Origin of the sequence: Fibrobacter sp. UWCM, assembly GCF_900129735.1 — a bacterium.
Taxonomy (GTDB): Bacteria; Fibrobacterota; Fibrobacteria; order Fibrobacterales; family Fibrobacteraceae; genus Fibrobacter.
This window is the reverse complement of sequence record NZ_FQWR01000003.1, coordinates 36,934-49,971: the sequence shown is the minus strand read 5'-3', so window position 1 is coordinate 49,971 and position 13,038 is coordinate 36,934. Positions and strand designations below refer to the sequence as shown.

Below are 13,038 nucleotides of genomic sequence, written 5' to 3'. Positions count from 1 at the left end.
ATTTTTATCTTTAACTATATGAATTCGAGTACGAGGCCATCTCCGGAACTTCTCTTGCCCGTAGGTACGCGCGAGATGCTCGAGGCCGCCGTCGCTAACGGCGCCGATGCCGTTTATTTCGGGGTTCCGCACTGGAATGCGCGCGGGCGCACCGAGGACTTTTCGCTCGAAGACGTCGGCGAGATGATCCGGTATGCGAGGGTGCGCGGCGTGCGCACGTTCCTCGCGATGAACGTGCTGGTATTCGAGCGCGAACTGCGGGAACTGCCGGAATTCCTCGCGAAGGTGATTTCGCTGGAACCGGACGCCTTCATTATCCAGGATATCGGGCTTGCGCGCCTGATACGCGCCATCGCGCCCACGCAAGAAATTCACGCGAGCACGCAGATGACGCTCGCGAGCGCCGAAAGCGTGAACTTGGCGGCAAAACTGGGGTTCAACCGCGCCGTGCTCGCCCGCGAACTTTCGCTCAAGGAAATCGCCCGCATCAAGGAAGCGACCCCGCTCGAACTCGAGGTGTTCATACACGGCGCGCTCTGCGTGAGCTATTCGGGGCAGTGCCTCACCAGTGAAAATTTCGGCGGCCGCAGCGCAAACCGAGGGCAATGCGCCCAGAGTTGCAGGCTTCCCTACCGCATATTTGTGGACGGCAAGGAATACCGCGATACGGATGCGCAATACCTGTTCAGCCCGCACGACCTGTGCGCCCTCCCGCGACTCGGCGAACTTGAAGAAATTGGCGTGAACTCGCTCAAGGTGGAAGGCCGCCTCAAGAGCCCGGAATACGTGGCGGCGGTCGCGCGCGCCTACCGCAAGGCACTGGACCGTACACCGCTCGAGGCAAGCGACAGGGAACCGCTCGAAGTGCTGTTCAGCCGTGGGCTTCGCACGGGCTGGCTCGACGGAGACAACCACCAGGAACTCGTGGACGGCACGTTCAGCAACCATCACGGGATGTACCTCGGGACGGTCGTGCGCGTGGAACGCGGGTGTGTCGTGGTGGAACTGGATGAATGTTTGGAGATCCCCGCCTGCGCGGGGATGACAAAACAGGACAAGGGATGCGCCGATGGCCTTGTCGCAGGTATGATGCCGCGGCCGGGTGACGGAATCCTGTTCGAGGAACCGAGATTCGCGCAAAGCGCCGGTGCGAGACTCTACGCCTCGCAAGTCGTGCACGAGCACAAGGGCAAGCCATCTACACGCGGGTGCGGCCCGCAACTCCTGAAAATGGAATTCGGGCGCGATTTCGACACGCGGCAGGTCGCCCGCGGGATGAAGGTGTACAGGAACGACTCCCCCGCGCTGGAAAAGGAACTGCGCAAGACGTTTACCGACCGCGAGCAGGCGAAGCGCATTCCCGTGAAGATGCTGCTGGAAGGTTGCATTGGCACGCCCCTGTCGCTTACCGTGCAGGACTACAGCGGGCATTCCGTGACGGCGCAGGACGACACTCCCATCGAAGAAGCCCGGAACAGCGGTGCAGTCGCGGGCAAAAACGATGCGGGTAAATGCGATGCGGGTAACAAACTGCGCGACCTCGCACAGAAGGAACTTTCGGCTCTCGGATCGACCGCCTACAGGCTCGACAATATCTCAGTCAGCGTCGCGCCAAACGCGTTTATCGCCGGAAAGATGCTCCGCACGCTCCGCCAGAAGGCGATAGAAGCGCTTGACAACGCGCGCTGCGAATGGCACGAGCTGAACCCGAGCGCCAATGCGGGCCGAGCGCTGCTCAACAGCGTGAAGTTTGGCACGAAAGTTGCGCCCACTGCCGCTCGACCGGTCATTTCGGTGCTCGTCCGCAGCCCCGAACAAATCCCTGCGCTCGAAGGACTCGACATAGACAACGTTGTCATGGATTTCGACTGGGGCGTAAAATACGACGAGCCTCTGGAACAAATCCGCGAACTCGGTTTCAGGGCAGGTATGGCCACGCTCCGCATCCACAAGCCGGGCGAAAGCCACTACCTCAAGAACATCCTGCGGCTCTGCCCCGACTTTGCGCTGGTCCGTAACCTCGGTGCACTTTCCATCCTCAAGGAAAGCGGCATTCCGCTCGCGGGCGACTACAGCCTGAACGCCGCGAACTGCCTGAGCTACGACTGGCTCCTGTCACAAGGGCTGCAAACGCTCCACCCCTCGTGGGACCTGAACTCCACTCAACTTTTCGACCTGCTGGGCGATATTGACGGGAGCCGCATGGAACTCACGCTCCACCAGTACATGCCCGCCTTCCATTCCGAATACTGCGCGTTTGCCCGAGCGCTCACTACCGGCAGGCGGTTCCCCGAATGCGGCAAGATTTGCACCCAGCACAAGGTCGAAATCCTCGACCACAAGGGCGAACGTCACTTCTTGCAATCCGATGCCGAATGTCGCAACACGCTATTCGTTGGCAAGCCACAATCGGCCCTGAAATTATTGCCGGACTTGCGCGCCGCCGGAGTGAACCATTTCCGCCTCGAAATGCTCCAGGAAGACGCAGCAACAGTGCACAAGAAGGCGCTCATCTACACGCAGGCCATCCGCGGGAAGATTTCCATCGAGGAAGCCATCCGCATGGCGGGCGTCGAGGAGAAATACGGCCTGAGCGAAGGCCAGCTCTTCAACGAAAGCGTCTGGAAAGACCGCAAGAAAAATTGACGCCGGCAAAATGCCAGCGCCATAAAAGCTCTATAATTACGAGCCGCAATAATTCCTATAGATTTCGTCCTTAGAGTAATCCTCAAACGAATGATCCTCAATAAGCAGGAATTTACCGTCGCATGAGTATTCTGCAGTCGGATCCGTGGCAAGAAATTCCAGCGTCTTTTGACAGAGTTCTTCATCAGTCTGTTCCGACTTCGTTATCATAACGGCCTTGCCGGTGTCCCACTTGAAAGTCATCTCGCCGCCACCTTCACCGTTCTGAATGACCCAGGTGTCGTCGGACTTCTTGAAGTTGCAGGTATAGTCGCCATCGCCGCCATTGCCCGGTCCAACGTCACCATCGCCGTCTGTAGAGCCTTCACCATCGTCATCCGTACCGGCTTCGTCATCATCATCCGAGGGCTTTGTATCCTTGCCCCACGATGCCGGTTCTGGGCAAGCCTTCGTCGCGGCTCCGGCATATTCCTGAAATTCCTCCGTAGTCACGGCTTCTTTCGTTTTAACCGTAAGTACGTTATCTTTACAAGTCATTTCAGCATCGTCCTCGTCAACCTCAGTCGGCATAGGACCATCACACACATTATTGTGTCCAGAACCATATTCATAACGCGTTGTCATGGTTCCATCCTCGTTATGGGTATATGTCATCGTAACCGAGTAGGGCCCGGCATTCTGCTTGACAACGACCTTCTTAGCCGTAATGTCGCAGGTATAGAGTTCGTCATCACCTCCAGCACTTGTGCCGCTATCGTCGTCGCCACAGGCGGTCAGGCAGGCCATTGCGGTCAAGGCGAGTGCGCCGGTCCAAAGCAATTTTTTCATGTGTACTCCTTGGTTTTATGTTTAAGAAGAATATAACCAAAAAAGAAGAAGCATGCACAAATTTTCACAACACACTTCACTTTTCGTGCAAAAATTTGTCTTTTATCACGTTGCAAACCGCTTTTTTCTATATTTAGCCTACTTTTTTACCCCCTCACACAAAGGAACACCATGAAAATCGTCGATAAAACCGTCGTCCAGATGCACTACACCCTCACCTCCGACGAAGGAGCCGTCATCGATTCCTCCGAAGGCCGCGAACCGCTCCAGTACATCCAGGGCGCCCACATGATTGTTGTGGGGCTCGAAAACGCGATGGTCGGCCACGAAGTCGGCGACAAGTTCGACGTGAAGGTCATCCCCGCCGAAGGCTACGGCGAATACGACGAGCGCATGACGCAGGAAGTCCCGGTCGACGTGTTCCAGGGTGTAGAGAAGGTGGAACCCGGCATGATGTTCTACGCGCAGACGCCCATGGGCCCGATGCCTATCCGCGTCAAGTCCGTCGCGGGCGACAAGGCCGTGATTGACGCGAACCACGAACTCGCAGGCAAAAACCTGAATTTCGCCATCGAGGTCGTGAGCGTGCGCGAGGCTACCGAAGAGGAACTGAACCCGCCAGGCCACTGCTGCTGCGGCGGCCACGGTGACGGCGAATGCAAGTGTGGCGAAGAAGGCCATGAATGCGAATGCGGCGGCGACCCTTCGACAGGCTCAGGGACCGAATGTTGTGGTGGTAAAAAGGAAAACTGCGACGGCCAGGGCGGCTGCGGCTGTCCCAACCACGACAAGCACCACGGCAACGGGTAAGCGTTAAGCTGCTGCAACCGCCGCGGGTATTAAAATGCCGCGGGCGCTATGTTGCCGTGGGCACTATGCTACCGCGGGCGCTATGTTGCCGCAGTTAGCTTGCGAGCCAGCCGCCGAAATGCAAAAAATTGCAAAATTGGGTACCAAACTGCATTAAATTGCACTGTTTGGTACCCAAAATTTTAGTTTGTCCACAATAATATTGGCAAAATTGCCGCCACAATGGGTACCAAACCACAGAAAAAATGTATTTTGGTACCCAGCCGAAGCATTTTTTAGCGATTATTAGACACTGTTCGCCCGAAATTCAGTTACTTTGTTCTAAAAAATGGGTACCAAAATAGGCAAAACAACCCTGTTTGGTGCCCAATTTGGGCAAAAATCCAGCATGAGCGCCGGCTAGAAGCAGAACCCCACGACAATACCGGCGGCTCCGATGATGGACAAGGCAATCCCGATGCCGAATTGCAGTGTTCCGTCGTCCCCTTTTTTCTTTTTCATTTCCCAGGTGTCGTAGTCCGTTTCGTACTCATCTTCCTCGCCCGCAAAAGCAGCAAGGACAAGGCCCGTCGTGAGCAAAACGCTTCCGCCACCAATAAGCCCCCAACGGATCCATACCCTGTTCTGGGTGTTCTTAACCGCAGGGACATCGTTAATGGGCTTGTTCGACCTGGGCATGTCTTCGTCATCATCGTCAAGCTCCACATCCTTAGCGCGGGAGACCTTTACTTTGTCCGCATCCTCATTTGCGGCAGGGCCCTGGCTACCATCGCCTATACCGCCGGCACCATGCACGCGGCGCCCGCCATTACGAGAACCCTTTGGAGCCTCGCCGATACCGCCGGAACCTGCATCCCTGTTGAATTTCACCTTGCCGAAGAAATCCGGGGCGTTCTCCTTGATGACCTTCAGGAGAGCCTCCACGTTCTTGCCGTTCCCATTGAAACTCGCCACAAGTTTGTTGCCCGCAGTCTCGTAGATTTCTGCCGAGAGGGCAAGTTTCGAGCCGAAGCTGCTCATGCGCGCCTGGCACACGAAATCGGCAGAAATATTCCGGCCCGTTTCCGCAAGGCAAGTGCCCTCGCAGTCCTCGATGGCCTTCCCCGGCGGGAGCATCGCAGAGATGTTCTCGCGCGTCATGATGGTGTAGCCATCTTCTGGCGAGAGCTGCTTGACAGCCTCCTCGCGCAATACGTTCGTGAGGTACTGCCTGTCGGAGAGCGTCACCTTCTTCTTTACCGCAGGGTCTACGCCCGTCTCGAGCACGGCGACATGCGTCGCGAATGCACCCGAAGCGCATGCGAGCAAAAGAAAGATCGTTGCCAGAAGTCGCATTTGTGGCTCCTTACTTTGTACGCATAACGCGAAGTTTATTCCGAGAAGACGAACGGGATTGTCACCGTGGTGTTGCCGGCACCGGCCTCGCCAAAGTTCCATTCACTGACTTTCTTCTTGATTTCTTCGTCAAACTTGGCGTTGTTTGTCGTAGATGACTTGATGGACATCGAGACGACCTTGCCATCTGGGCCAATCGTGAACTTCAGGACGACTCTGCCCTCGAAACTCGGGTCGTTTTCCCTGTACTTGTTGTAGATGCTTCTGAGCGCCGGAGTGCGATTCTTCATGACCTTCATGATGTCGGCAGCCGAGCGGGGGCCCTTGGCCTTGACTTCGTTCTCCTGCGCAGTCGCGTGGCCGCCCACATTCGCGTCACTGATACCCCCGCTGCCGTTTTTCGCGGAACCGCCGAGCTTATCGCCGTCGCCCTTGACCCGACGTCCACCTTTTTTGCCGGAATCGCCAGCAGTGTCCGAGAAATCGAACGGGACAATCAGAGTCTTGTTGTTGCTCCCCGGAATCTCGCCAAAGTCCCATTTGCTGACGGCCTCCTTGATTTGCTGGTCAAAATCAAGTTCGCCTGTCGTCGTGCCCTCGATAGAAATGTCGATGATGTTCCCGCTTGCCGCGATGGTGAACTTCAGCATGACACGGCCCTCGAACTTCTTTTTCGTGTCTTTTTTGTACTGCTTGTAGATGTCGTCGAGTTCCTGGTAGTGCTGGTTTATGACCGCATCGAGATCCTTGCTAGAGCGGATGGCGTCGTCTTCGTCTTCTTCGAAGTTGCTCTCGAAACCTCCGAACAGGGGCGCCCAGTAGTAGTTGTAAATCTGGTCGACATCCACATAGGGAACTTCGTTGTCGCCCTTCCAGGCCTTATACTTGGTGACCTTGATGGTGCACCTCTTCTTGTCGCCTGTCACGTCGATGTAATAACGGTGCGATACAGTGCCGACCATCCCGTACCCGGCGTAGAGCATGGCGAGGTGCCTTTCCGTCACGATTCGGCCCGCCATCGGGTCGGCCTTGGTAAGCTCGACTCCCCTGCCCACAAAGGTCCTGATGACCGCGTTGTAGCACACATGGTGAGGCTGGTTGTAGGTCCTGGTGAGGTACTGGTCATAGAGCGCAGGATCGTTCAGTTGCATGGTCTTTGCGCAGCCCGAAAGAAGGGCGACAGAAGCGACGAGTAATGCAAGAAGGGGCTTTTTCATACTTTTTCCTTTTTGTTGTCGGGCCATGTGAGAGACAAGACGTATGGCGGGTCTCATAAGGCGGGCCTGATATCGGGTTTGGTATCAGGTCACGCTGGAGAATATAAAAAAAAAGGCACATACAGTCGGCTGAGAGTTTTGAAAAACAGGACGATTTGGAGGCTCTCGGGTTGTCTGGAGCGCAGTTTGGAAGCGTTTGGGCGCGGTTTGGGGCTTAGGATGCGCGAGAAAGCGCGGGAAAGGCGCTTTTAGAGGTGTAAATTGCATTTGTGGCGGTGAAATCGGGAATTTTTTGCTGTTTTCACCGCCACTTTGTTATGTTGTATGTGGTTTCGTAACGAAAAATGTAGGTCCGTGGCGGTGAAAAAGGAGATTTGCAGGCAATTTCACCGCCGGAATGAGGGAAACCGGCAAAAAATCGAGCGAATTTTTGAGCGTTCCGCGTCTTTTACTACACACAAAGTAATTTTTGGCGGTGAAATGAGAGATTTTTTACGGTTTTCACCGCCACTTTCGCGATTTCGGGATGCGAATGTTGTTGAAACGAAGGTTGCGAGATGCGCGCGAAATGAGCCTTACCGCATGCAAATACGGCGAGCAATTTGCCGCAAGACGCGCAGGCCGTAGGTAACGACGTTCAGGTTGGATTTTTCGCCGGCATAGCGCGTGGGTATCGGGAGTTCGGCCAGTCGCCACCCGCGGGCATCAGCGATGGAGATTATTTCCAGGTCAATATCGAAGCTCGGGCTGAGTTTCGCGAGGTCAAGCGTCTTCAAAAATTCCGCATTGTAGACGATGAAACCGCTGTGGCGGTCTGTAAGTTTTTGCCGGAAGGCGATGTTCTCGAGCGCCGTAAGGAACGCGCCGCCGATGCGCTTGTGGAGGGGCATGTTGCCGGCACGGGCTGCCCCCGGGACGAGGCGGCGCGAGCCTTGCACCAAGGCGATTGCTGGCGAATTGTCCGCGGCAGATGCTGGCCGGTTGCCTGCTGGCGCATGATCTTCGAGTTGGCCGCGCGGGTCAAATTCAGGCGCGACATTTTCGGGTGCGGCATTTTCGGGCGGGTTGCTCGCTGGAGAACTGCCCGCGCCCTCGAGATGCGCGAAGAATTCGCCAAGTTGTTCTGCAGGGTACTGCCCGTCGCCATGCAGGCAAGCGATGTATTTTGCACCGGATCGCAGCCCTTCGGATATTCCGCGCTTCACCACGGCTCCGTAACCCAAGTTCCTCTCGAAACGCATGTACTGCAGGTGGTCCGCGCATGCCAAACCTGGAGCGGCGCGGTTATCTCCCGTGCAGTCACTGTCCGTGCATGCCAAACTTGGAGCGGCGCGGCTATTACCAGCAACTCCATTGCCAACACAGTTGGTACCCGCGATTGCATTACCCGCGACTTCACTGTCCGCGGCACTTGCCTCCCCCGCGACACCCGCCGATTTAGCGACAAACGTTTCGTAAGCCCCGCGCGTATCGTCCTTCGAGCCGTCGTCAATCACGAGCACCGTCGCGCGTTCCATGACCGCGGGAGGAATGCGCCCCAGCACGCCGGCGAGAGTCGCGGCGACATTGTATGCAGGGACAAAGATGAAGTAGTCGGGAATCATTGGATTCTATCGCCTACGGCTCCTCGCAATGACACGTTTCAGCCACATCGTAGTGCTTCACGAACCAGGAGAGCGATTCTTCCAGAGCCGTGTCGAGCGGGATGCGCGCCCTGAACCCGAGCAGGCGCTCGGCCTTCGCAACCGAGGGCATGCGACGCATCGAATCGTCATAACCCGCGCCGTAGTATTCCTCGCCCGAAACGCTTTGCGGTTCCGGCAACGAAGAAACGTCCACCCCGCGCACCTTCGCGAAAATCGTGCGCATTTTCTGCGCCAGTTCCGCAATCGAAACCTCGTTCTCCGCATTCCCCACATTGAACGCCTGCGAGAATACACCAGCATTCGGCGCGGCACCTACCTTCGATACACCCGCGGCATCTCGACCCGAGTGACCTGCGCCCGCCGCGGTTTTACAACCAGCCCCCGACACAGTCTCGTTGCCAGAACCCAAAGTGCATCCAAGTCCCGCATCAAATAGCGCGAACAAGAAGTCTACTGCATCGTGCACGCTCGTAAAGCAGCGCTTCGCCTTCCCGCCGTTCACAAGCTTCAGGGGTTCGCCCCGCAAAAGCGACGTCGAAAAGTTCGCGAGCACCCGCGGAATTCCCTCACCGTCCACTCCCGGCATAAAGTCCATGTACGGCCCGACAAAATTGAACGGGCGGACAACCGTCCACTTGAGTCCAGGGAGCCCCGCAATAAACCGTTCCGCCAGGAGTTTCGCCGTCGCATAACTCCAGCGACTCGCGGCAACCGGCCCGAACACGGCAGAGGTTTCGTCTTCAATCAGTTCACCAGAATCCGGCAACGTACGTCCGTAAATCTCGGAAGTCGAGAAATGCACAAGCCAGGCCCCGCTCTTCGCGCACGCCTCGGCCAAAGCCGCCGGATGGTCGTAATTGCTCCGGATGACCTCGCACGCCTCCCCCATGTAGCGGCTCGGCGTACAAATCGCTGCCAAGTTCACCACCAGCGGGAACTGTGCAATGCGCTCCACGACGGCAGGGTCGGCCAAATCCGCACACAGGAACTCGCACCGCTCATGGTTCAGGCGGTGCTGCAGCCTGTAGAAATCGAGATCCACGCCAAAAACGCGCCAGCGGGTACGTTCCAGCACGGCGTCGAGCAGATGGCTACCGATAAAACCACCGCAGCCCACGATGGCTACGGTGATGCTACTGTCGTCGAAACGGAGGTTCATTACTCCTTGACCTTGAAGGTCCCGGACTTGCCCGCCTTGGACTGCTTGGAATACGGGTAGACGTAGATGTAGGCGTCGTCTGCCGCAACAATGCCCTCGGCATCCAGCTTGATGCTGTACTCGTTGCAGGTCTTGCCATCGATTACAGCGTCGTCGATGCTTTCTTCGAGCAGGTTCACCTTCTGTGCGCCATCGTCAAAGCGGAGTTCCACACCGAAGCCGCCGAAATCCATGTCGGAACCGAACACGACCTTGATGGTCTCGCCCACTTTGAACTCTTCGCCACCCTTGGGGGTAACAACCTTCACGCCATCGGTAACGGAGCAATCCGCGGTATCTGAATTGCTCGGACCGGTAGAAGACTCGTCATCGTCACCGCAGGCGAAAAACGCGAGCGAACTTGCAAGAATCAAAGCATGGGAAAACTTCATAAAAGCCTCACTTTTTGTTTTATGCAAACAATATACAAAATCGGCTAGCGCGCCACGACTTGCTTGCGGATTTTCTCGGACAATTCGCGACCGCCCAGCTGCGCGATGCACTCGAACGCGAATTCCTCGGCGGTTCCGGCCCCGCGGCTCGTGACGATATTGCCGTCCACCACCACGCGGTCTTCCACAAACTTGTTGCAGACAAGTTCCTCCACGCAGCCCGGGAAGCATGTCGCCGTCCTATCCACAAGAAGCCCGGCCTTGCTCAACACGAGCGGGGCCGCGCAGATAGCGAAAATCCACTTGTTCTTGTCGTTGAAGTCGCACACGACGCGCTCCACGTCGGCAGACGCCTTGAGGCGCTGCACGCCGGGGCCGCCACCCGGCAGGAGAACGGCATCGAACTTGGCGGTATCGGCACCCGAAAGCGCAAAATCGGCCGCAATCTTGAGCCCGTGGGCACCCGTCACGAACGAATCTCCCGAAACGCTCGCGAGCGCCACCTCGAAGCCCGCCCTCTGGAAGTAATCGAACGGTGTGACGAACTCGGTTTCTTCAAAGCCATCGGCCATAAGGAAAAGTATCTGCATATTGAACCTCTTTTTGAGGAAAATAATAAATTCAAAGACTATTCATCTTAGACCGACTTCGCTATTCGTTCCGCAATCGCCCCTATTTTTTCATACGATATCAAATGGCAGAGCATATCGGTAAACTTTCCATACTTCCGGTATAAAAGATTAAATGTAAAGTAGGCTGCTCTTATGCCCTTAGACTCCGGACGACGTCTCCATATATTTTTCAAGCTATATATTTCTTTATAAATCCAATGATACCCTTGATACAGTTCCTGCCTAGTCATTCCTCTTGGTTGATAAACCACATGAGCCGTATTGTAAAGGGTCAAGTCATCGGTAAGGATTCTTCCTTCCGATTTCATCCTGTCATAGAGAGCCGTTCCCGGATAAGGCGTCAGAATATGGGATGTGACCGTTTCAATCTTATTTTTCACAATCCAATCTAGAGTCGACTTAAAGACTTCAGGCGTATCGCCATCCAGCCCGAACACGAAACTAGCGTTAATCATGATACCCCTTTCATGAATAGCCCTTATCGCTTTCTCATATTCCTGCGTGTGGTTCTGAACTTTGTGAACCCCGCTTACAGAATCCGGATTGATACTTTCAAAACCGATAAACAGACTTTGGCATCCTGATTTTTTCATCAAGTCAAGCAATTCATCATCGAATGCCGCATTGATGGACACGGCCGCTCTCCACTTTAACCGCATCGGCATAATTTCTTTCAGGAACTGTTTTATCCATATTGGGTTCCCCGCAAAATTATCATCGATAAACATGATGTGTCTCGAATGAACCGCCCTAATATCCGCCAAGACATCCTGAATATTGCGATTTAGGTATTGATGCGCTTTAGCGCTGTTATAGCAAAAATCACACCTAAAAGGACAACCCCTGCTTGTGTGAACGACATGACAGTATAAGTATTCGCCTTTCTTGAGGAAATCGTATGCAGGAGAAACTATGAGGTTCCCCTCTTGCAGTTTTGGACAGCGATAGACAGGCTTCAGATTGTTGTCCAGAAAATCCTTTATAATCTCCGGCCAAGTGCCTTCTGCAGCGCCAATGCAAAGCACATCAAAAGCATCCGTCGGAATCGTATCAAAGGCGGTCGTCACATGAATTCCCCCAGCAACAACAATGGAGCCTTTTTCACGAAAACGTCGCGCTATCTCGATGGCCCTCGGCAAGGTGTCAACCGTAACCGATATTCCAACAATGTCAGGCGCATCATCATAATGAATTTGCTGAATATTTTCATTTTCCAGTTGCACCCTGTGCTCTTTCCTGACCAGATTCACAATCGTGAGCAGGCCCAAAGGAGGTGCCATGTGCAACTTTATGTCCGTATCCATTGGACGACGATGCATCTTGGGTTGAATCAATTTGATAAATAGCTGTTTTTCCACTGGTACAATTATAACAACACATACCACTCTACTTCCCTCGGGCTATATTTTTTACTACATTTGTGCCCATGAATTTCAAGGACCGCATTATCCGCGCCACGGGCCAGAAGACGCCCTTCCGCCTGATTGTCGTCGACTTGACCGCGACGATGAACGAAATCGGCAAGCAGCACAACGCACAGGGGTTCGCCCTCAAGCTTTTGGCCGAGAACTCCATCGCAAGCATCTTCCTGAGCGCAAGCCTCAAGTACGCGGGCACCGTCTCGCTGACCACGCGCTTCGGTGGCGAAATCACGAAGGTTTCCTCCGACACGACGCCGATGGGGCTTGTGCGCGCGATGATCCCGCAGGCCGAACTCCAGGCCGTTGGCGGTAACGAGCCCGCGCTCATCCCGCAGAGCGTGCAGGTCGTGAAACTGAACGAGCAGGGCAAGCGCGTCCACGAGAGCATTATCGAGGCTCCGTCGATTTCGATGGGCCAGAACCTCGCCACCTACCTGCTGCAGTCCGAGCAGATCCGCTCCGCCGTGGGCATCGAGGCCGCATTCAACCGCGAAGACCCGAGCAAGCTCGACTACGCCGCCGGCTTCTACATCGAGGCGTTCCCCGACCTCGAGGACAAGGACATCAACCTGATCGAAGTCATCGTGCAGAACCTGCCGAAGTTCAAGGACATGAACACGCCCGAGGGTTTTGACCTGGACGAGTTGCTGGACCAGCTGCGCGGGCCGTACGAAATCGACATCGTCAAAGAAATCGACCCGAAGGCCTACTGCCCCTGCAGCCGCGAACGCACGGTGGCGACGCTTGCAACGCTCCCGCTCAAGGACCTGCAGGAACTCGAAGCCGAAGGCAAGAACCTCGAAGTCATCTGCGACTTCTGCCGCACGCCGTACCAGATTACGGTAGAGGATCTGCGCGCAATTATTAAGGAACGGAAGAACTAAACGTTAAAGGAGATGTTCCCGCCGGAGCC

At 55.4% G+C, this 13,038-nt stretch carries 11 protein-coding genes; 3 read left to right on the top strand and 8 right to left on the bottom strand.

The annotated features are described in order from the left end of the window. Window positions 1–18: 18 nt before the first annotated feature. Window positions 19–2,646, top strand: a complete 2,628-nt coding sequence (locus tag BUB22_RS02820; protein ID WP_073113840.1) for a U32 family peptidase — start codon at window positions 19–21, stop codon at window positions 2,644–2,646. A gap of 36 nt (window positions 2,647–2,682) precedes the next feature. Here BUB22_RS02820 and BUB22_RS02815 read toward each other — a convergent pair whose 3' ends face one another. After that, entirely contained in the window at window positions 2,683–3,474 is a 792-nt protein-coding gene (locus BUB22_RS02815) for a hypothetical protein (RefSeq protein ID WP_073113839.1), read from the bottom strand. Between the two features lie 171 nt (window positions 3,475–3,645). Here BUB22_RS02815 and BUB22_RS02810 point away from each other — a divergent pair, with 171 nt between their 5' ends. Continuing rightward, complete coding sequence (locus tag BUB22_RS02810; RefSeq protein ID WP_073113838.1) at window positions 3,646–4,284, top strand: FKBP-type peptidyl-prolyl cis-trans isomerase; 639 nt, start codon at window positions 3,646–3,648, stop codon at window positions 4,282–4,284. A gap of 399 nt (window positions 4,285–4,683) precedes the next feature. Here the strand turns inward: BUB22_RS02810 and BUB22_RS02805 are convergent, their stop codons facing one another. The 7 genes from BUB22_RS02805 to BUB22_RS02775 form a co-directional block, all read right to left on the bottom strand. Next, window positions 4,684–5,619, bottom strand: a complete 936-nt coding sequence (locus BUB22_RS02805; protein WP_073113837.1) for a hypothetical protein — start codon at window positions 5,617–5,619, stop codon at window positions 4,684–4,686. Between the two features lie 35 nt (window positions 5,620–5,654). Then, entirely contained in the window at window positions 5,655–6,836 is a 1,182-nt protein-coding gene (locus tag BUB22_RS02800) for a TonB family protein (RefSeq protein ID WP_073113836.1), read from the bottom strand. Between the two features lie 575 nt (window positions 6,837–7,411). Then, complete coding sequence (locus BUB22_RS16990; protein WP_073113835.1) at window positions 7,412–8,440, bottom strand: glycosyltransferase family 2 protein; 1,029 nt, start codon at window positions 8,438–8,440, stop codon at window positions 7,412–7,414. A 13-nt stretch (window positions 8,441–8,453) separates the two neighbouring features. After that, window positions 8,454–9,641 (bottom strand): NAD-dependent epimerase/dehydratase family protein, encoded by a 1,188-nt coding sequence (locus BUB22_RS16985; protein ID WP_254794607.1) that lies wholly within the window; start codon window positions 9,639–9,641, stop codon window positions 8,454–8,456. Further along, window positions 9,641–10,072, bottom strand: a complete 432-nt coding sequence (locus BUB22_RS02785) for a hypothetical protein (RefSeq protein WP_073113834.1) — start codon at window positions 10,070–10,072, stop codon at window positions 9,641–9,643. Before BUB22_RS02785 ends, BUB22_RS16985 begins: the two co-directional genes overlap by 1 nt. Window positions 10,073–10,116: 44 nt before the next feature. Continuing rightward, on the bottom strand, window positions 10,117–10,662 hold the full coding sequence (locus BUB22_RS02780) for a DJ-1 family glyoxalase III (RefSeq protein WP_073113833.1): 546 nt from the start codon (window positions 10,660–10,662) through the stop codon (window positions 10,117–10,119). A 47-nt stretch (window positions 10,663–10,709) separates the two neighbouring features. Beyond that, a complete protein-coding gene (locus tag BUB22_RS02775; protein WP_073113989.1) occupies window positions 10,710–12,023 on the bottom strand; it encodes a B12-binding domain-containing radical SAM protein in 1,314 nt (437 codons plus the stop codon). A 107-nt stretch (window positions 12,024–12,130) separates the two neighbouring features. Between BUB22_RS02775 and BUB22_RS02770 the strand changes: the two genes are divergently transcribed. After that, window positions 12,131–13,009 (top strand): Hsp33 family molecular chaperone HslO, encoded by an 879-nt coding sequence (locus BUB22_RS02770; RefSeq protein WP_073113832.1) that lies wholly within the window; start codon window positions 12,131–12,133, stop codon window positions 13,007–13,009. Window positions 13,010–13,038 lie beyond the last annotated feature (29 nt).